The organism is Variovorax sp. 160MFSha2.1, from assembly GCF_048305075.1.
Lineage (GTDB): Bacteria > Pseudomonadota > Gammaproteobacteria > Burkholderiales > Burkholderiaceae_C > Variovorax > Variovorax guangxiensis.
On record NZ_CP157624.1, the window covers coordinates 646,586 to 664,404 of the forward strand.

General features: G+C 68.1%; 17 protein-coding genes and 1 pseudogene. 10 read left to right on the forward strand and 8 right to left on the reverse strand.

All coding sequences use genetic code 11. The features are described from left to right. The first annotated feature begins 101 nt into the window (after positions 1-101). Positions 102-1,394, forward strand: coding sequence for a zinc-binding metallopeptidase family protein (locus ABL838_RS02825; RefSeq protein ID WP_418124044.1), 1,293 nt, complete (start codon positions 102-104; stop codon positions 1,392-1,394). Here ABL838_RS02825 and ABL838_RS02830 read toward each other — a convergent pair. From ABL838_RS02830 to ABL838_RS02845, 4 genes are read right to left on the reverse strand one after another with little or no spacing between them, the layout of a single operon-like run. Next, entirely contained in the window at positions 1,385-1,642 is a 258-nt protein-coding gene (locus ABL838_RS02830) for a cysteine-rich CWC family protein (RefSeq protein WP_184640059.1), read from the reverse strand. The two genes, ABL838_RS02825 and ABL838_RS02830, sit on opposite strands and share 10 nt — an antisense overlap. Then, on the reverse strand, positions 1,639-2,895 hold the full coding sequence (locus ABL838_RS02835) for a 6-phosphofructokinase (protein ID WP_418124045.1): 1,257 nt from the start codon (positions 2,893-2,895) through the stop codon (positions 1,639-1,641). Before ABL838_RS02835 ends, ABL838_RS02830 begins: the two co-directional genes overlap by 4 nt. Positions 2,896-2,952: 57 nt before the next feature. Beyond that, the gene (locus ABL838_RS02840) at positions 2,953-3,768 is read right to left on the reverse strand and encodes an enoyl-CoA hydratase-related protein (protein ID WP_418124046.1); all 816 of its coding nucleotides are present in this window, start codon (positions 3,766-3,768) and stop codon (positions 2,953-2,955) included. A gap of 32 nt (positions 3,769-3,800) precedes the next feature. Next, entirely contained in the window at positions 3,801-4,172 is a 372-nt protein-coding gene (locus ABL838_RS02845) for a DUF2917 domain-containing protein (protein WP_418124047.1), read from the reverse strand. 82 nt (positions 4,173-4,254) lie between these two features. On the opposite strand from ABL838_RS02845, the gene ABL838_RS02850 reads away from it, so the two are divergent. Then, positions 4,255-5,190 (forward strand): LysR substrate-binding domain-containing protein, encoded by a 936-nt coding sequence (locus ABL838_RS02850; RefSeq protein WP_418124049.1) that lies wholly within the window; start codon positions 4,255-4,257, stop codon positions 5,188-5,190. Positions 5,191-5,206: 16 nt separating this feature from the next. Here the strand turns inward: ABL838_RS02850 and ABL838_RS02855 are convergent, their stop codons facing one another. Further along, positions 5,207-5,779, reverse strand: coding sequence for a fasciclin domain-containing protein (locus tag ABL838_RS02855; RefSeq protein ID WP_418124051.1), 573 nt, complete (start codon positions 5,777-5,779; stop codon positions 5,207-5,209). Between the two features lie 408 nt (positions 5,780-6,187). On the opposite strand from ABL838_RS02855, the gene ABL838_RS02860 reads away from it, so the two are divergent. The 3 genes from ABL838_RS02860 to ABL838_RS02870 all read left to right on the forward strand — a co-directional run bounded on the left by ABL838_RS02860 (position 6,188) and on the right by ABL838_RS02870 (position 7,691). Next, a complete protein-coding gene (locus ABL838_RS02860; protein ID WP_126183986.1) occupies positions 6,188-6,406 on the forward strand; it encodes a hypothetical protein in 219 nt (72 codons plus the stop codon). A gap of 2 nt (positions 6,407-6,408) precedes the next feature. Next, entirely contained in the window at positions 6,409-7,176 is a 768-nt protein-coding gene (locus ABL838_RS02865; protein ID WP_418124053.1) for a hypothetical protein, read from the forward strand. Positions 7,177-7,253: 77 nt separating this feature from the next. Further along, positions 7,254-7,691 (forward strand): EamA family transporter, encoded by a 438-nt coding sequence (locus ABL838_RS02870; RefSeq protein WP_418124055.1) that lies wholly within the window; start codon positions 7,254-7,256, stop codon positions 7,689-7,691. On the opposite strand, the gene ABL838_RS02875 is transcribed toward ABL838_RS02870, so the two are convergent. Continuing rightward, positions 7,681-8,997: an MFS transporter gene (locus tag ABL838_RS02875; RefSeq protein WP_184640046.1), complete on the reverse strand. Its 1,317-nt coding sequence runs from the start codon at positions 8,995-8,997 to the stop codon at positions 7,681-7,683. The genes ABL838_RS02870 and ABL838_RS02875 overlap by 11 nt on opposite strands. Positions 8,998-9,140: 143 nt before the next feature. On the opposite strand from ABL838_RS02875, the gene ABL838_RS02880 reads away from it, so the two are divergent. Continuing rightward, a complete protein-coding gene (locus tag ABL838_RS02880; RefSeq protein ID WP_221297595.1) occupies positions 9,141-10,355 on the forward strand; it encodes a PDDEXK nuclease domain-containing protein in 1,215 nt (404 codons plus the stop codon). 57 nt (positions 10,356-10,412) lie between these two features. Here ABL838_RS02880 and ABL838_RS02885 read toward each other — a convergent pair whose 3' ends face one another. Next, a complete protein-coding gene (locus tag ABL838_RS02885; protein WP_418124057.1) occupies positions 10,413-12,587 on the reverse strand; it encodes a malate synthase G in 2,175 nt (724 codons plus the stop codon). Between the two features lie 214 nt (positions 12,588-12,801). Here ABL838_RS02885 and hisC point away from each other — a divergent pair. After that, positions 12,802-13,785 (forward strand): annotated as a pseudogene (gene hisC / locus ABL838_RS02890) (histidinol-phosphate transaminase); the annotation flags it as partial. Between the two features lie 29 nt (positions 13,786-13,814). On the opposite strand, the gene ABL838_RS02895 reads toward hisC, so the two are convergent. After that, positions 13,815-14,555: an IclR family transcriptional regulator gene (locus ABL838_RS02895; protein ID WP_418124059.1), complete on the reverse strand. Its 741-nt coding sequence runs from the start codon at positions 14,553-14,555 to the stop codon at positions 13,815-13,817. Between the two features lie 119 nt (positions 14,556-14,674). Here ABL838_RS02895 and ABL838_RS02900 point away from each other — a divergent pair, with 119 nt between their 5' ends. From ABL838_RS02900 to ABL838_RS02910, 3 genes are read left to right on the forward strand one after another with little or no spacing between them, the layout of a single operon-like run. Beyond that, positions 14,675-15,610 (forward strand): hydroxymethylglutaryl-CoA lyase, encoded by a 936-nt coding sequence (locus ABL838_RS02900; protein ID WP_418124061.1) that lies wholly within the window; start codon positions 14,675-14,677, stop codon positions 15,608-15,610. Further along, positions 15,603-16,805, forward strand: a complete 1,203-nt coding sequence (locus ABL838_RS02905; RefSeq protein WP_418124062.1) for a CaiB/BaiF CoA transferase family protein — start codon at positions 15,603-15,605, stop codon at positions 16,803-16,805. The genes ABL838_RS02900 and ABL838_RS02905 overlap by 8 nt, the downstream gene beginning before the upstream one ends. Positions 16,806-16,809: 4 nt before the next feature. Next, positions 16,810-17,790, forward strand: a complete 981-nt coding sequence (locus ABL838_RS02910) for a Bug family tripartite tricarboxylate transporter substrate binding protein (RefSeq protein WP_418124063.1) — start codon at positions 16,810-16,812, stop codon at positions 17,788-17,790. Positions 17,791-17,819 lie beyond the last annotated feature (29 nt).

Sequence of the window (17,819 nt, forward strand, 5' to 3'; positions counted from 1 at the left end):
CAAGCATATCGGGCTTTGCGTGGCGGCAAATGAAAGGGGCGACCGCAAAATGCACCCGCTGTCCCTTCCGCGTCAGGAAGATCAATCAAGACAACTGCCGCATGAATGCTCCATCCGACGATCAAGCCAACGCCCAGCCGGTTGCCTCCGGCGAAGCGCAAGGGGAAGGCGCGCCCACCCTCGCGGCCGAACTGGCCGCGCCCACCGTCAGCCGCGCCTACCGATGCCAGTGCGAGCGCCCCGTGTTCCTGCGCAACAGCGAATGCCTGGCATGCCACACGCCGCTGGGCTACGTGATCGAGCGGCTCGGCGTGATGCCGCTCGCGCCCGCGGAAGGCGCGGGTGCGCAGCCCGACACCTTCACCGTGTTCGGCGATCCGCACGGCAAGACCTACAGCCGCTGCGTGAACTTCATGACGCCGGCCGGCTGCAACTGGATGGTGCCCGCCGCGCGCGAAGGCGAGCAGCAGCCGCCCGACACGCATGGCCTCGCGCCCGGCTACTGCCTGGCCTGCAGCGTCACGCGCACCATTCCCGATCTCTCGGTGGAAGGCAACGGCGAACTCTGGCGCAAGCTCGAGACCGCCAAGCGCCGGCTGCTCTCGCAACTGCTCGCGCTGGGCCTGCCGGTGGTGAGCCGCCACGCCGATCCCGAGCACGGGCTGGCCTTCGACTTCCTCAGCAACACGCCGGGCGGCCCGCACGTGATGACCGGCCACCAGCACGGCGTGATCACCCTCAACGCCGAGGAGGCCGAGGACGCCGTGCGCGAGCGCATCCGCGCCGAGATGCGCGAGCCCTACCGCACCCTGCTGGGTCACTTCCGCCACGAGATCGGCCACTACTACTGGGACCTGCTGGTACAGCCCACGCAGTGGATCGACGACTTCCGCGCCCTCTTCGGCGACGAGCGCGCCGACTACGCCGCCGCGCTGCAGACGCACTACGAGCAGGGCCCGCCGCCCGACTGGGCCGACCGCTTCGTGAGCAGCTACGCCAGCACCCACCCATGGGAGGACTGGGCCGAGACCTGGGCCCACTACCTGCACATGGCCGACACGGCCGACACCGCGATGAGCTTCGGCGTCGACGCGACCAACGTCGAGCTCGCGAGCGACCTCTTCACGCCTGCCGACCTGTGGCAGCCCGACGACCCCGACGCCGGCAGGTTCCTCGACTTCATCAACGGCTGGGTGCTGCTCACCAACGTGCTCAACGAGTTGTCGCGCAGCATGGGCCAGCCCGACTACTACCCCTTCGTGCTGCCGCGCGTGGCGGTGGGCAAGCTGCAGTTCATCCACCGCGTGGTCACGCAGCAGCGGCCGGGCGACGCGCCCTCGATGGTGGTGGCCGGCGACATCGAGCCGGCCCAGGAGAGCCCCGCTCAGTCCTGAGGAGAGCGCGGAGGTGGGGGCGGCTGGCCGGCCGCGCAGCGCATGCAGATGCACGCGAGCCCGCGCATTTCTTCCGGCAGGTTGGTGAGAGGCGCCTTGCTGAAGTCGACCTGCATGCACCAGCAGGGCGGCTGCGCCTGGCCCGTCTCGCGCTCGATTTCCATCGCGCAGCGGTTCGCCTCGCCGCACAGCGGGCAGCGCGTGGCGTCGATCAGGCCGGCCGGAGCCTCTGCAGTGGTGGACATCATGAAATCTCGAAGGCCGGCAGCTTCTTCGCGACGACGTCGTTGCGCAGCGTCGCGTACACCGGCAGCCCGCCGCTGTAGGCGGGGTAGTCCTCGCCCTCGATCAGCGGCAGCAGGTAGCGGCGGCACTTCTCGGTGATGCCGTAGCCGTCGTCGGAGATGAAGTCGCGCGGCATCGGCTTCTCGACGTTGGCGACCGATTCGAGTGGCGCGCTGCCCAGGCGGTAGGCGTAGGGCGCGTCGGAGATGCGCTCGATGGTCGGCATCACCGCATTGCGGCCCTCCAGCGCGAGCTCGACCGCGCGCTGCCCCAGTTCGTAGGCCTGCCGCACGTCGGTGGCCGATGCGATGTGCCGCGCGGCACGCTGCAGGTAGTCGGCCACGGCCCAGTGGAACTTGTGGCCCAGCGCGTCCTTGACCATCTGCGCCACCACCGGCGCCGCGCCGCCGAGCTGCGCATGGCCGAAGGCGTCGCGCGTGCCCTGTTCGGCAAGGAATGTTCCGTCAGGGTGGTGGCAGCCCTCGGACACCACCACCGAGCAGTAGCCGTGCTGCTTCACCAGCTCGTCCACGCGCGCGAGGAAGCGTGCCTTGTCGAACTCGATCTCGGGGAACAGCACCACCACCGGAATGCCCTGGTCCGCCGCGAGTCCGCCGGCCGCTGCGATCCAGCCCGCGTGCCGGCCCATCACCTCCAGCACGAACACCTTGGTGGAGGTTGCCGCCATCGAGCGCACGTCGAACGAGGCCTCGATGGTCGACACCGCCACGTACTTCGCGACCGAGCCGAAGCCGGGGCAGCAATCGGTCAGCGGCAGGTCGTTGTCGATGGTCTTGGGCACGTGGATGGCCTGCAGCGCATAGCCCATCGACTGCGAGAGCTGGCTCACCTTGAAGCAGGTGTCGGCCGAATCGCCGCCGCCGTTGTAGAAGAAATAGCCGATGTCGTGCGCCTTGAACACCTCGATCAGCCGCTCGTACTCGCGCCGGTTCTTCTCCAGCGACTTGAGCTTGTAGCGGCACGAACCGAAGGCGCCCGATGGCGTGGTTCGCAGCGCCGCGATGGCTTCGGCCGATTCGGCGCCGGTGTCGATCAGCTCCTCGGCCAGCGCGCCGATGATGCCGTTGCGCCCGGCGTACAGCTTGCCGATGCGGTCGGGGTGGCGGCGCGCCGTCTCGATCACGCCGCAGGCCGAGGCGTTGATGACCGAGGTGACGCCGCCCGACTGGGCGTAGAAGGCGTTGGAGATGGACATGCGCGGCATTGTCCTGCAGCCCCCCGGGCGGCGCCAGTGGACGCCGGTGTCCGGATGTCAGCGGCTCTCGAACACCGGCGCGCGCTTCTGCAGGAAGGCGCTCACGCCCTCGCGGAAGCTGGGCTTGTCGATCAGCTCGCGCTGGCGCTCGCTCTCGTAGTGCAACTGTTCCTTCAGCGTGTGGTGCTCGGAGGCTTCGAAGGCTTCTCGCGCTTCCAGCACCGCGTGCGCGGGCAGGCGGGCCAGGCGTTGGGCGATGCCCTTGGCCTCTTCGAGCAGTTGCTCGTCGTCCACGCAGGCCCAGATCAGGCCCCACTGCACCGCACGTCCGGCGCCCACGCGCTCGTCGAGCAGCGCCATGCCCATGGCGCGCGCACGGCCCGCGCGGCGCGGAATGGCCCAGGTGCAGCCCAGGTCCGGAACGATGCCGAGCTTCGGCAGGAAGGGCAGGTAGAAATAGGCGCTGCGCGCCGCGATGGTCACGTCGGCCGCGAGCGCCAGGCCCACGCCCGCGCCGGCGGCCGGGCCGTTCACCGCCGCGACCACCGGCACCGGCAGCGTGCGCAGCGTCTCGATCAGCGGGTTGCTCAGGCTCTGCATCCACTCGGCGGTCTGCGTGCCGAGCGACTTGCCCTCTTCGGGCGGCGCCATCGCGCTCAGGTCGGCGCCCACGCAGAAGGCCTTGCCGGCGCCGGTGAGGATCACGGCGCGCACCGAGCGGTCGTCGCGGATGCGCTCCAGTGCGTCGCGCAGCTCGATCTGCAGGTCGCGCGCGATGGGGTTCAACTTGGCGGGCAGGTTCAGCGTCAGCGTCGCAATGCCGTCGGCCTGCTCCTGGAGGATGAAGGGTTGTGCAGCGGTGTCGGAACTCATGGCATCGATGGTTCGATGCGCACGGGGCCCGGTCAAGCCGGGGACAACCCGTGGGACCGCAGTCGCCACGGCGACCACGCGCGCGGCGAAGGCGTGGGCAGCGGCATCGCGGCCGGCTGCGCGTCGGACACGGTAATGCACGACGACTCCAGCGCCGACACCAGCACGCGCCGGTGGTCGGTGCTCTCGAAGCGTTCGCCGGGCTCCAGCACGATGTCGCGCGTGTCGCTGTCGATCGTGACCCACACCGAGCCGCTGCGGCATTCGATGCCCACTCCCGCGCCGTCGGGCACGGCGAAGACCGAGCGCTTCGGCAGGCTCACGTGGAAGCGGGAAGTGCTGGACGAGAAGGTCACGGCGGGAGAAGAAGAGGAGGTGATCGAAGAGGAAGAAGAGGTGCTCATGGCAAGCTCCATTGCATTCACTATGCGAATGAATATAGTGAACCGGAGCCCTTTTTACACACGGTCATTCGGAACTCGTTGCATGCGTACAGAGAATGCGAAAGCCGCCAATGCCACCGGCGTCGAGCTTCCCCCGCTCGAACTGCTGCGCAGCTTCGAGGCGGCTGCGCGCCGGCTGAGCTTCACGCTGGCGGCCTCGGAGCTGCACCTCACGCAGTCGGCCGTGAGCCGGCAGATCCAGCAGCTGGAAGCCAGCCTGGGCGTGCTGCTGTTCGAGCGGCGCCATCGCGCGCTGTCGCTCACCGAGGCCGGCGGCGTGCTGCAGCGCGCCGTCACCGACAGCCTCGAGCGCCTGCGCGACGCTACGGCGCGGGTGCGCGCGAGTTCCGCGCCCCGGCAGGTGGCGATCACCACCACGCCGGGGTTCGCGTCGATCTGGCTCATTCCGAAGCTGGCGCGCTTCACGGGCAGCCATCCGCAGGTCGACGTGCGCGTGTCGGCCACGCTCGACGTGCTCGACCTGGAAAGCAGCCGCATCGACCTGGCGGTGCGCTTCGTGCCCATCGGCCGTGGCGTGGGGCCTGCGCTGTTCGAGGAGTCGGTGATCCCGCTGTGCTCGCCGCAGTTGGCTGCGTCGCTGCGCGAGCTTTCCGATTTCTCCAAGCTCACGCTGCTCACCGTCGAGTACCCCGACCACAGCGAGGCGCCCACTGCCGATTGGGAACCCTGGCTCAAGGTCATGGGGCTGGAAGACCTGCGCATGAAGAGCACGCTGCGCTTCACGCAGTACGCCGATGCGGTCTCGGCCGCGGTAGCGGGGCAGGGCGTAGTGATCGGCCGGCTGCCCTTGCTGAGCGAGCTGGTGCGCGACGGCCGGCTCGTGGCGCCGCTGGGCGAGGGCGTTGCTTCGCACCGCGGCTACTTCATCGAGATGTCCAGGCGTGCCGCAGGCAACCGCGACGCGCAGGAGTTCGCGCAGTGGCTGCGCGACGAGGCCGAGGCCGCGCAGCGCAGCTGACGCACAACGATGCCGATCAACCTGGCAGCAGCACCTTGTTCACGACATGGATCACGCCGTTGGACTGGTAGACGTTGGCGATCGTCACCGTCGCCGTGCCGCCCTTGGCGTCGGTCACCGTCACGTTGCCGCCGCTCATCGTCGCGGTGAGCGTGCCGCCGCTTGCGGTCTTCAGCGTGGCCTTGCCGCCGCCTGCGTTGATCGCGCTCATGAGCGCCGCGCTATCGAGCTTGCCGGGCACCACGTGATAGGTCAGCACCTTGGTCAGCGTGGGCTTGTTCTCGGGCTTGAGCAGCGTGTCGACGGTGCCGGCGGGCAGTGCCGCGAAGGCGGCGTTGGTCGGCGCGAACACGGTGAACGGGCCGGGGCTCTTCAGCGTGCCGACGAGGTCCGCGGCCTTCACGGCGGCGACAAGCGTGGTGTGGTCCTTCGAGTTCACCGCGTTGTCGACGATGTCCTTCGTCGGGTACATCGGCGCGCCGCCGACCATCGGGTTCGATGCCCCGCTGCCGTTGCCGCTCATGCCCATGCCGCCCGCGCAGGCTGCGAGGAGGACAGAGACGCTGGCTGCGATCACGAGTTTCTTCATTGAAGTCTCCTGGAAAGATGATGGATGGTTCTCGAGGCTCTCTGTGGAAACCGCCAGCAGATCGGAGGCGCAATGCGCTTGAACCTGATACGCCGCCTGCGCGCGATTGGATTCATCGGCCCTCCACGTAGGCTTTGCGCCACACAGGCGATGCGCGACGCTTGCGCATCGAACGCGCGAGCTACAGAATCCGCGCTTCGTTTTTCAGCAACAGTTTTTGCTCCCCGCGCGCCCGGCGACGATCGACCTCCCTGGCGACACACCCATCCAATGAACCGTTACCTGAACACCTGACCCGCACACCGACCGCCCCGGCCGGACGTGCATCCACGCATCCGCCGAGGCCCATCGACAAAGGCCCCGCGCAGCCATTCGCCGGGGCCTTTTTGTTTTTCGGAGTGTGTGCACATGAGTGCTCAACGAAGGGCCCGCGACGACGACAAGCGTCTGGGCCGGTTCTATTTCTCGGTGCCGAACGCGGCACCCCGCAACCCCGTGGTGGCAGCGCTGGCGCGCCGCGAAGCAAGCCAGAAGGCGGGCCGCCACCTGCGCACCCACAGCGCCGAGCGGCGCGCGCAGAAGGTGGCGCTGCAAAAGGCAGCGCGCAACATCGTGCAGGAGGACTGACCATGCGTGAAGACATGGACATGGACAAGGTCATCGTCGAACGGCCGCGCCGCGGTGGCGGCGTGCAGGGCGATGGACGCAAGTGGCGCAACAGCAAGGAGCGCGGCTCGCGACTGGGCATGAAGCAGGGCTACGAATACCCCAAGGGGCTCAACGAGAACCTCGCGCCGCTCAAGCGCTGGCTGCACAAGCAGGTGCACCGGCCTTGGGACAAGGTGTATTCGGAGCTTTGCAGCACCATCGATCGACGCAGCGTCGTGCAGGCGCATATCTTCGAGCACATCGACGACTTCGTCGAACGCGATGCGGTGATGCACGACGGGCAAGTGCTGGTGCGTGCAGGATGGTGGGGCCGCGGTGAGCGCGTGCCGCTGGAGGAGGCTTCGCGGGTAAAGCTTTTCGTGCACCCCGCCACCGGCATCCTTCTGCCCAACCGCCGGTTTTCACAGGCTCGACGGCGTGAGCGCGGCGGCACGAAAGCAGAGCTGTCGTTCGTCGTGATCGACGAACTCACGCAATGGCACCGCGTGAACGGCGACTGGTTCGAGATCACCCTGGCAGCCACGCCGCCCATGAAGGCCCCGGGTGTCTGGGACAAGCGTTTCGACGTGCTGCGGCGCTGCTTCGTCAGGACCACGTGTGCGTGGGGCCGGCCGGAGTTCGGCGTGTCGAGCAACCGGGCCATGTACGGGCGCGACGACGTCTATGCCGCAACCAAGCGCCAGCTCAGCCGCAAGGAGATTCGCGCGCGCCTGGGCGAAGACGTCTGAAGCCGTTCGTCAGGTAGAGGCAAAGTCGCATCGCGCATGATGCAGGCGCCGCGCCATCCGCGATGAAAGAAAGCACGATGAATCTCACCGCCTCCAACTGGTTCCTCTGGGCCGCCCTCTCGGCCGTCTTCGCCGCGCTGACGGCCATCCTCGCCAAGCTGGGCCTGGCAGGTATCGATTCCGACATGGCGACGCTGGTGCGCACCGTTGTCATCTTCGCGGTATTGCTCGTGTTCGTGAACGCCACCGGCAAGTGGACGAACCCGCTGCAGCTCTCGCCGCGCACCTGGCTCTTTCTCGTGCTCTCGGGGCTTGCGACCGGCGCGTCGTGGGTCTGCTACTTCCGCGCGCTCAAGGTGGGCGATGCTTCGCGCGTCGCGCCGGTCGACAAGCTCAGCGTGGTGCTGGTCGTGTTGTTCGCCGTGATGTTCCTCGGCGAGCGACCCTCCGGCCGCGAATGGGCGGGCGTGGCGATGATCGCGGGCGGCGTGCTGATGCTGGCGATCAAGCGCTGAGCTGCGCCGCCGGCCGTGCTGCCGCGCGCGGCAGAAGGAAGAACGCCAGGTTGCCCGCAGCCAGCATGCCGGCCACCGTGAAGAACACCGCGCGGAATGGCTCGACGCCGTTCGCCACGGCCCACGACGCGGCCACGCCGGTGGTCCACTGCATCAGCGAGACGCCGAGGAACATCGCCATGTTCATCAGCGCCATCGCGCGCCCCGTCATGGCTGCCGGGTAGGCGTTCTTGGTGTAGGCGTACTGCAGCACGCTGTAGCCCGAGAGAAGGCCGTAGACGATCGGCAGGCCGATGTCGATCGCGCGCGAATGCGTCAGTGCCATCGCGCCGAACATCAGCGAGCCCGCGAGCGCGCAGCCCATCATCCAGCGCGTGCGCCGCGCGCCGCCCGGGTCCATGCGGCCGAAGAGCGTGGGGCTGATCATGCCGGCGACCGTCATCACCAGCGCGACGTTGCCGCTGGCCACCAGCGAGAGGCCGTGCCGCTCGTGCAGCACCGGGCCGAGCCACAGGCCGCGCAGCGTGATGAAGGCGGCATACGACACGCATGCGAAGCACAGCAGGCCCAGCGTGTGCGGCATCGCGAACAGCGGCAGCAGTTCGCGCACGGCCTTGCGCAGCGACTGTCGCTCCGCCCGTTCCGGCAGCGCGATATCGGCGGCACCTGCAGGCTCGCGCACGCGCCAGAAGATGATCAGCCACGACAACACAGCGAACGCCCCCAGCACCGCATAGCCCACGCGCCACGACGAAGCCTCGATCAGCAGCGCCAGCGGCGTGCCCGTGAACAGGATGCCCATGCCGGCCAGGCTCATCACCAGCCCCGACATCGCGGTGAAGCGCGAGGCATCGAAGTGCCGCGCGATGAACACCGTGCAGGCCAGGAAGGCCGGCGCGCAGCCCACGCCGATCAGCGCCTGCCCCAGCAGCAGCGCATGGAAGTCCGGCGCCATCGCGCACAGCACCGCACCCGCGATCGCCAGCGGAAAGGCTGTCAGCACCGTGCGGCGCACGCCGAAGATGTCGATCGACACGCCCATCGCGAGCTGCATGATCCCGAACATGAAATGGAAGGTGCCCGCCCAGGTGCCCAACTGCTGCGGCGTGAGCCCGAAGTGGTTGCCGAGCGGCGTGGCCATCATGGCGCCGACGGTGCGGAAAGCCTGGCTCAGGGCGAAGGCGGTGGCCAGGGCCACGAGCATGGCGGCCGCGGAGGAAGTCCAGCGCGAAGAGCGTGGAAGGCGTGAGCCGGGGCCGGCGTTGCCGGATTGCTCCGCGGGCTTGGGTGCCGCGTTCGGATTCATTGGAGACGAGAGGCCAGGAAGGTTGGGGCGGTCATGATGCTAGTTGATCATCTTGCGCATGGTCACAGCGGCGACGCTTGCGAGGACTCGCCCCCGCGAAGAAGGCTGCCTCCATAATTTCTGGACAACCCCAGAGTCGCGCATTGCCCAAGACTGACACCCCCTCCCGCTCCAGCTCCCGTGCAGCCAAGCCGGAAGCCAAGAAAGCCATCCGGCCGCTTTTCAGCCGCGTGCGCGAGATCCTCGATGCTGCGCGCGCCCGCGTGGTTCGCACGGTCAACACCACACAGGTGGCGGCCAACTGGCTGATCGGGCGCGAGATCGTCGAGGAGGAGCAGCGAGGTCAGCGTCGGGCGGGCTATGGCGCCAAGCTGCTCGCCGATCTGTCGACGCGCCTGACGGCCGAGTTCGGCCGAGGCTATTCCGCCGACAACCTCGAAGCGTTCAGGCAGTTCTACCTGGACTATCCGCAGTTGATTTCCGAGACGCTGTCTCGGAAATCGACCGCAGCGGCGGCGCTGCCTCTTCAGGCCAATTCCGAGACGGCGTCTCGGGAATCCGGTGACCCTTCGGGCTGGCATCCTGGGACGTTGCATCCGTCTCTCTCGTGGAGCCATTACCGCCAGCTCCTGCGCGCAGCGCGCCCGGAGGCGCGAGCCTTCTACGAGATCGAAGCCATCCGCAGCGCGTGGTCGGTGCGCGAACTGCAACGCCAGATGGCCAGCCTGCTGTACGACCGCCTGGCCAAGAGCAAGGACAAGAAGGGCCTGTTGCGTCTGGCGACGCACGGCCAGGAGGTGATGCAGCCTCTCGATGTCCTGAAGGACCCGGTGGTGATCGAATTCCTGGACTTGCCGGAATCGCCGAAGCTGGTCGAGTCGAGGCTGGAGCAGGCGCTCATCGAGAACCTGCAGAACTTCCTGCTCGAACTGGGCAAGGGCTTTGCATTCGTGTCGCGCCAAGAGCGCATCACCATCGATGGCGACCACTTCTACATCGATCTGGTCTTCTATCACACGGTGCTCAAGTGCTACGTGCTCATCGATCTCAAGGTCGGCAAGCTCACGCATGGCGACCTCGGCCAGATCCAGTTCTATGTGAACTACTACGACCGCGAGCGTCGCACCGAAGGCGACAACCCGACGCTGGGCGTCATCCTTTGTCCGGACAAGAACGACGCCGTGGTGAAGTACACCCTGGGCGAGCAGCAGGAGCGCAACATCTTCACCAGCCGCTATCAGCTGCACCTGCCGACCGAGAAGGAGCTGGAACGCGAACTGCGCCGCGAACTCCGCCAGCTGTCGATGGACGACGTGCCGCTCAAGGCGGCTGCCAGGAAGACCAGGTCGCGCGCATAAAAAAACGGCACCCGGAGGCGCCGTTCTGGTGATGGAGCCTTGCCCCCGGCGGGCCGATCAGGCCTCGCCCTTCACCTTCAACCGCCACGCATGCAGCAGCGGCTCCGTATACCCGCTCGGCTGCTCGATGCCCTTGAACACCAGGTCCTGCGCCGCCTTGTAGGCCGCCGAGGTGGTGAAGTTGCCGGCCATCGGCTTATAGAGCGGGTCGCCTGCGTTCTGCTCGTCGACCACCTTGGCCATGCGCTGGAAGGTCTCGTCGACCTGGGCCTTGGTGACCACGCCGTGCAGCAGCCAGTTGGCGATGTGCTGGCTGGAGATGCGCAGGGTGGCTCGGTCTTCCATCAGGCCGACGTTGTGGATGTCGGGCACCTTCGAGCAGCCCACGCCCTGGTCGATCCAGCGCACCACGTAGCCGAGGATGCCCTGCACGTTGTTGTCGATCTCCTGCTGACGCTCTTCGGCGGTCCACTTGGCTTCGGCGGCGATCGGCACCTGCAGCAGGGCGTTGAGGATGTTGTCGCGCTCGGCGTCGGCGTCGATCTTTTCCAGCTCCTGCTGCACCGCGGTCACGTTGACCTGGTGGTAGTGCAGCGCGTGCAGCGTGGCGGCGGTGGGCGAGGGCACCCAGGCGGTGTTGGCGCCGGCCTTGGGGTGACCGATCTTCTGCTCGAGCATGGCGGCCATCAGGTCGGGCATGGCCCACATGCCCTTGCCGATCTGCGCCTTTCCGCGCAGGCCGCTGGACAGGCCGACGAGCACGTTGTTCTTTTCGTAGGCGCCGATCCACGCGCTGGACTTCATGTCGCCCTTGCGGATCATCGGGCCGCCCTGCATGGCGGTGTGCATCTCGTCGCCGGTGCGGTCGAGGAAGCCGGTGTTGATGAAGGCCACGCGCGCGGCGGCCTCTGCGATGCAGGCCTTGAGGTTCACGCTGGTGCGGCGCTCCTCGTCCATGATGCCCAGCTTCACGGTGTTGGCGGGCAGGCCCAGCAGCTGCTCGACGCGGCCGAACAGCTCGCTGGCGAAGGCCACTTCGGCCGGGCCGTGCATCTTCGGCTTGACGATGTAGATGCTGCCGGTGCGCGAGTTGCCCTTGCGCTTGAGGTCGATGGTGGCGATGGTGGTGGTCACCACGGCATCGAGGATGCCCTCGGGGATTTCCTTGCCATCTGCGTACAGCACGGCCGGGTTGGTCATCAGGTGGCCCACGTTGCGCAGGAACATGAGCGAGCGGCCGTGCAGCTTCACGGGCTTGCCGTCGGCGCCGGTGTATTCGCGGTCGGCGTTCAGGCCGCGCGTGAAGGTCTTGTCGCCCTTGGTGACCTCTTCCGTGAGCGTGCCTTCGACGATGCCCAGCCAGTTCGAGTACGCCACCACCTTGTCGGCGGCGTCGACCACGGCCACCGAGTCTTCCAGGTCGAGGATGGTGGAGAGCGCGGCTTCGAGCACCAGGTCGCTCACGCCGGCGGCGTCGCTCTTGCCGATGGGCGTGGAGCGGTCGATGCGGATGTCCAGGTGGATGCCGTTGTGCTTGAGCAGCACCGACGACGGCGAGGCGGCGTCGCCCTGGAAGCCGACGAATTGCGATGCATCGGCCAGGCCGGTGCTGCTGCTTTGCAGCGCGACGACGAGCTTGCCGTCCTTCACGCTGTAGCCGGTGGCGTTCTTGTGCGAGCCGTTGATCAGCGGCGCGGCCTGGTCGAGCACGTTGCGCGCGAACTCGATGACCTTGGCGCCGCGCACCGGGTTGTAGCCCTTGCCCTTCTCGGCGCCGCCGGTCTCGGGAATCGCGTCGGTGCCGTAGAGCGCATCGTACAGCGAGCCCCAGCGCGCGTTGGCCGCGTTCAGCGCATAGCGCGCATTGAGGATGGGCACCACCAGCTGCGGACCGGCCTGCAGCGCGAGTTCGGAGTCGACGTTCGCGGTGGTGGCCTTCACGCCCTTGGGCTGGGGCAGCAGGTAGCCGATCTTCTCGAGGAAGGCGCGGTACGCCGGCATGTCGGCGATGGGGCCGGGGTTCTTCCTGTGCCAGGCGTCGAGCTCGCTCTGCAGGCGGTCGCGCTCGGCGAGCAGGGCGATGTTCTTCGGCGCGAGGTCGCTGACGATGGCGTCGAAGCCCTTCCAGAAGACGTCGCTGGCCACGCCGCTGGCGGGGAGGACCTTGTCCTCGATGAAGCGATGGAGCTCGGTCGCGACCTGGAGTCCGTGGGCGGTGGTGCGGGCGGTCATGTGGGTTTCTCCTTGAGAAAAATGCAATCCTGGGACGAACTTTATTCGATACTTTGCTGGCGAGTAAGAGCCTGAATCGGGATTTATCCGTGACAAAAATAGAGGTAATGAATGCGCGGCTCCTCAGGAGCGCAAAGGGTACGCACTGATAAGAAGGCCGCAGGCGCCGGATATATTTAACTTCTTAAATAAATTCGTCATCTTCAGCACGTCAGCTTCCATGATCCTCCTGGCCTCCAACGAAAACCCCCTGGGCATGCCCGACTCGGCCCGCCGCGCGGCCGTCGAAGCGCTCGCGGGCGCCGGCAACTATCCCGACAGCAACGGCACGGCGCTGAAGAACGCGCTGGCCGCCCGGCTCGACGTGCCGGCCGACTGGCTCACGCTGGGCAGCGGATCGAGCGAGATCCTCGAACTCGCGGCGCAGGTGAGCCTGAAGCCGGGCGAGGGCGTGGTCTATTCGCAGTACGGCTTCATCGTCTACGCGCAGGCCGCGGCGCATGCTCATGCGCACGCAACTGTCGTGCCCTCGCGCGACTTCGGCCACGACCTCGACGCCATGCGCGCCGCCATCGGCGAAGACACGAAACTGGTGTTCGTCGCCAACCCGAACAACCCGACCGGCACCTTCATCGACGCCACGCCGCTGGCGGCCTTCCTGCAGTCGGTGCCCGCGCACGTGACGGTGCTGCTGGACGAGGCCTACACCGAATACCTTTCGCCCGCGCAGCGCTACGACAGCATCGAATGGGTGCGGCGCCTGCCCAACCTGATCGTGGCGCGTACCTTCTCCAAGGCCTTCGGGCTGGCGGGGCTGCGCATCGGCTACGGCGTGTCGCAGCCGGCGCTCACGTCGCGCATGAACGCGCAGCGCCCGCGCTTCAACGTGACGACCCCGGCGCAGGCGGCTGCGGTGGCCGCGCTGGGCGACGCCGATTTCCTCGCGCGCACCTACGAGCTCAACACGGCAGGGCGCGACCAGCTCGCGGCCGGTTTCAAGGAACTGGGCCTCGAATACGTTCCCTCGTCCGGCAACTTCTTGATGGTGCGGGTCGGCGACGCCCAGGCCGTGCACGCGCGTCTGCTGGCCGCCGGCATCGAGGTTTCGCTGCTCGGCCCCTACGGCCTGCCCGAATGGCTGCGCATCAGCATCGGCCTGCCGGAGCAGAACCGCGCGGTGCTGGCCGCGCTGCGCTGACCGGGGCTGGGCCCTGCTTCTTCGCTCGGTCAGACCTGTCCGCTCAGTTCCCTGGCCGCCGCGCGCACCGGCTCGACGTAGCGCTCGTCATAGCGGTGCGTGGGCATGGTCAGCGTGACCGCGGCCGCGAGGCTGCCGTCGGCGTGGAGCACCGGCGCCGAGATGCCGGCCAGCTCGGCAGTGCGGTCGCCCACCAGCGCGCACCAGCCCTGCGCACGGATGGTGTCGTAGAGCTTGCGTTCCTTCGCGCCGCGCGGCAGTTCGGCTTCGGGGCCGAAGGCGATCAGCACGCGCGCGCCCGCGCCGCGGTCGTTGGGCAGCAGGTCGCCGGCGCGCACGTGGTCGCGCACCACGTGCGGCGAATCGATGCGGAACTGGCACAGCCGCACCCAGCTGTCGCCCTGGGGCTGCCGCACGTGGTACGCCGCGCTCTCGCCGGTGGTTGCGACCAGCGCGCGCAGCACCGGCAGCACGATCCGGTCGAGCGACTGCGAGGCCGCGTAGAGGCCGTGCAGCCGCGCGATCTCCATGCCCAGCGCATAGCGGCCGTCGTCCTGCCGGCGGATCAGCCGCGCGTGTTCCAGCGAGGCCAGCAGCCGCAGCACTGTGCTCTTGTAGAGCTGCGTGCGCTCGGCGAACTGCGCGAGCGACAGCGCCTCGTCGCCCGGCTGGAAGGCCGAGAGCAGGCTCAGCGCGCGGTCGACCGCGGCGGCGCCGCCGGGGGCGGCGTTGAGATCGGAGACGGATTCGGTCTGGGCTTTTCGGGGCATGGCTGGGGAGGGCAGGGAATGGCGCGGCTTGACAGTCGGGGCGGATCGACGGTCTAATTCTGTTTAACGGAATGTAGTTCTGTAAGACAGAACAGTCAAGCGCAAGGAGACAGAATCCGATGACAACCCCCGACGTCCTCATCAGCGAGGTCGGCCCGCGCGACGGCCTGCAGTCGGTCAAGGCCACCATGCCCACCGCCGACAAGCTGCGCTGGATCGACGCGCTCTACGCCGCCGGCGTGCGCGAGATCGAGGTCGCCTCCTTCGTGCCCGCGAAGCTGCTGCCGCAGATGGCCGATGCCGCCGAGGTGGTGCGCCACGCCGTCACGCTGCCGGGCCTCGTGGTGATGGCGCTGGTGCCCAACCGCAAGGGCGCGCAGGCCGCGCTCGAAGCCGGCGCGCACAAGCTCACCATGCCGGTGTCGGCCAGCGTGGCGCATTCGCTGGCCAACGTGCGCAAGACGCCCACCGAGATGGTCGAGGAGGTGCGCGCCATCTCCGACCTGCGCCGCGAGATCGCGCCACAGGCGAAGCTGGAGGCCGGCATCTCCACCGCCTTCGGCTGCACGCTGCAGGGCCTGGTGCCCGAGGACGACGTGATCCGCCTCGCCGCGCAGTGCATCGAAGCCGGCGCCGACGAATCGGGCCTGTCCGACACCGTGGGCTATGCCAACCCCGCGCAGGTGCGCCGCCTCTTCAAGCGCCTGCGCGCGGAGATCGGCAGGCACGCCGGCGCGGCCCACATGCACAACACGCGCGGCCTCGGCCTGGCCAACTGCCTCGCCGCGTGGGACGAGGGCGTGCGCACCTTCGACGCGTCGCTGGGCGGCCTGGGCGGCTGCCCCTATGCGCCGGGCGCCTCGGGCAACGCAGTCACCGAAGACCTGGTCTTCATGTTCGAGGCCATGGGTGTGCGCACCGGCATCGACATCCAGAAACTCATCGCGGCGCGCGCGCCGCTCATGGCCGGCCTGCCCGGCGAACCGGTGTACGGCATGACGCCCGAGGCCGGTCTGCCGAAAGGCTTTGTCCAGGAACCCGTCGCTCATGCCTGAAGCCAATTCCCCGTCGAATCCGTTGCCCTACGCGGGCGTGCGCGTGGTCGAGTTCACCCACATGGTCATGGGCCCGACCTGCGGCCTGCTGCTGGCCGACCTCGGCGCCGAGGTCATCAAGGTCGAGCCCATCGAGGGCGACAGCACGCGGCGCCTGCTGGGCTCGGGCTCGGGCTTCTTCCCGACCTTCAACCGCAACAAGAAGAGCATCGCGCTCGACCTCAAGAAGCCCGAGGGCGTGGAGGCCGCGCTGCGGCTGATCGCCACCGCCGACATCGTGAGCGAGAACTTCAAGCCCGGCACCATGAAGAAGCTGGGGCTCGACTACGACACGTTGGTCAAGCTCAACCCGCGCCTCATCTACGTGAGCCACAAGGGCTTCCTGCCCGGCCCCTACGACCACCGCACCGCGCTCGACGAGGTGGTGCAGATGATGGGCGGCCTCGCCTACATGACCGGCCGCTCGGGCGACCCGCTGCGCGCGGGCACCAGCGTGAACGACATCATGGGCGGCATGTTCGGCGCCATCGGCGCGATGGCCGCGCTGCGCCAGCGCGACATCACCGGCAAGGGCTGCGAGGTGCAGTCGGCGCTGTTCGAGAACAACGTGTTCCTGGTCGCGCAGCACATGATGCAGTTCGCCGCCACCGGCAAGGCGGCCGACCCGATGCCCAGCCGCATCTCGGCCTGGGCGGTGTACGACGTGTTCACCGTGAAGGACGGCGAGCAGATCTTCCTGGCGGCCGTGAGCGACAAGCAGTGGGCCATCTTCTGCAAGGCCTTCGGCCTCGACGAGATGCTGGCCGATCCGCGCCTGAAGACCAACAACGACCGCGTGCTGGCGCGCGAATGGATGATGCCCATCCTTCGTTCGCACCTCGCCAACCACAGCGCGGCCGAGCTCGCCGCGGTGTTCGAGAAGAACGAGCTGCCCTTCGCGCCCATCACCCGGCCGCAGGAGCTGTTCGACGATCCGCACCTCAACGCCACCGGCGGCCTCGCGCCGGTGCGCATGAACGACGGCAGCATGGCGAAGGTGCCGCTCATGCCGTTCACGCTCGACGGCGAACGCCCGGGCATCCGCCTGCAGCCCCCGCGCACGGGCGAGCACGGCCGCGAGCTGCTGAAAGAAGTGGGCTACAGCGACGAGGAAATCGCCGCGCTCGAAACACAACACATCACCCTCGGAGACTGACCTCATGTTTTTCAATGCACGGCGCGCCTTGCTGGCGTGCGCCGCGGCCGCCGCATGGCTGAACGCCGCACCTGCCCTCGCCGATACGGCCTGGCCCGACAAGCCGGTGCGGCTCATCGTTCCCTACACGCCCGGCGGTGCCACCGACATCGTGGCGCGGCTGGTCGCGCAGAAGCTGGCCGACGACACCAAGTGGACCTTCATCGTCGACAACCGCGCGGGCGGCAACGGCAACATCGGCATGGACGTGGTGGCCAAGGCCAGGCCCGACGGCTACACCATCGGCCTGGGCCAGACGGCGAACCTCGCGATAAACCCGACGCTCTTCCCGAAGATGCCTTACGACGCATTGAAGGACCTGGCGCCGGTGTCGGTCGTGGCCTCGCAACCCGTGGTGCTCGTGGTACGCGCCGACGCACCGTTCAAGTCGCTGGCCGACCTGGTCGCCGCCGCCAAGGCCAAGCCGGGCGAGATCCGCCAGGCGCTCGCGGGCACCGGCACGCTGGGCCACATGGCCGGCGAGGTGCTCGCCAAGCGCGCGGGCTTCAAGGTGCTCAACGTGCCGTACAAGGGCGCCGCGCCAGCCATCACCGACCTGCTCGGCGGCCAGACCGACTACATGTTCGCCACGCCGCAGGGTGCGCTGTCGATGGTGAAGGGCGGCCGCCTGCGTGCGCTGGCCGTCACGTCGGCCAAGCGCCTGCCGGTGATGCCCGACGTGCCCACCGTGGCAGAGAGCTACAAGGGCTTCGAGGCGGTGGACTGGAAGGCGCTGGTCGCGCCGGCAGGCACCAGCCCCGAGATCGTGAAGAAGCTCAGTGCCGCCGTCGACAAGGCGCTGGCCAAGCCCGCGACCATCTCGCAGCTGCTGGCCGAAGGCAGCACGCCCGTGGGCGGTACGCCGGAGCAGGCGGCGCAGTACATCAAGGCCGAGCACGCGCGCTGGGGCGCGGCGGTGCGCGACGCGGGCGTGCGGCCCGAATAAGCGGGCCCTGCCCAGAAGAACAAACGAAG

Bases quoted from the DNA above. Each gene is read 5' to 3' on its own strand.
- ABL838_RS02860 (WP_126183986.1), top strand. From the start codon at position 6,188: ATGAGTGCTCAACGAAGGGCCCGCGACGACGACAAGCGTCTGGGCCGG.
- ABL838_RS02855 (WP_418124051.1), bottom strand. From the start codon at position 5,779: ATGAAGAAACTCGTGATCGCAGCCAGCGTCTCTGTCCTCCTCGCAGCC.
- ABL838_RS02895 (WP_418124059.1), bottom strand. From the start codon at position 14,555: ATGCCCCGAAAAGCCCAGACCGAATCCGTCTCCGATCTCAACGCCGCC.
- ABL838_RS02830 (WP_184640059.1), bottom strand. From the start codon at position 1,642: ATGATGTCCACCACTGCAGAGGCTCCGGCCGGCCTGATCGACGCCACG.
- ABL838_RS02900 (WP_418124061.1), top strand. From the start codon at position 14,675: ATGACAACCCCCGACGTCCTCATCAGCGAGGTCGGCCCGCGCGACGGC.
- ABL838_RS02865 (WP_418124053.1), top strand. From the start codon at position 6,409: ATGCGTGAAGACATGGACATGGACAAGGTCATCGTCGAACGGCCGCGC.
- ABL838_RS02850 (WP_418124049.1), top strand. From the start codon at position 4,255: ATGCGTACAGAGAATGCGAAAGCCGCCAATGCCACCGGCGTCGAGCTT.
- ABL838_RS02885 (WP_418124057.1), bottom strand. From the start codon at position 12,587: ATGACCGCCCGCACCACCGCCCACGGACTCCAGGTCGCGACCGAGCTC.
- ABL838_RS02825 (WP_418124044.1), top strand. From the start codon at position 102: ATGAATGCTCCATCCGACGATCAAGCCAACGCCCAGCCGGTTGCCTCC.
- ABL838_RS02875 (WP_184640046.1), bottom strand. From the start codon at position 8,997: ATGAATCCGAACGCGGCACCCAAGCCCGCGGAGCAATCCGGCAACGCC.
- ABL838_RS02910 (WP_418124063.1), top strand. From the start codon at position 16,810: ATGTTTTTCAATGCACGGCGCGCCTTGCTGGCGTGCGCCGCGGCCGCC.
- ABL838_RS02905 (WP_418124062.1), top strand. From the start codon at position 15,603: ATGCCTGAAGCCAATTCCCCGTCGAATCCGTTGCCCTACGCGGGCGTG.
- ABL838_RS02840 (WP_418124046.1), bottom strand. From the start codon at position 3,768: ATGAGTTCCGACACCGCTGCACAACCCTTCATCCTCCAGGAGCAGGCC.
- ABL838_RS02835 (WP_418124045.1), bottom strand. From the start codon at position 2,895: ATGTCCATCTCCAACGCCTTCTACGCCCAGTCGGGCGGCGTCACCTCG.
- ABL838_RS02845 (WP_418124047.1), bottom strand. From the start codon at position 4,172: ATGAGCACCTCTTCTTCCTCTTCGATCACCTCCTCTTCTTCTCCCGCC.
- ABL838_RS02870 (WP_418124055.1), top strand. From the start codon at position 7,254: ATGAATCTCACCGCCTCCAACTGGTTCCTCTGGGCCGCCCTCTCGGCC.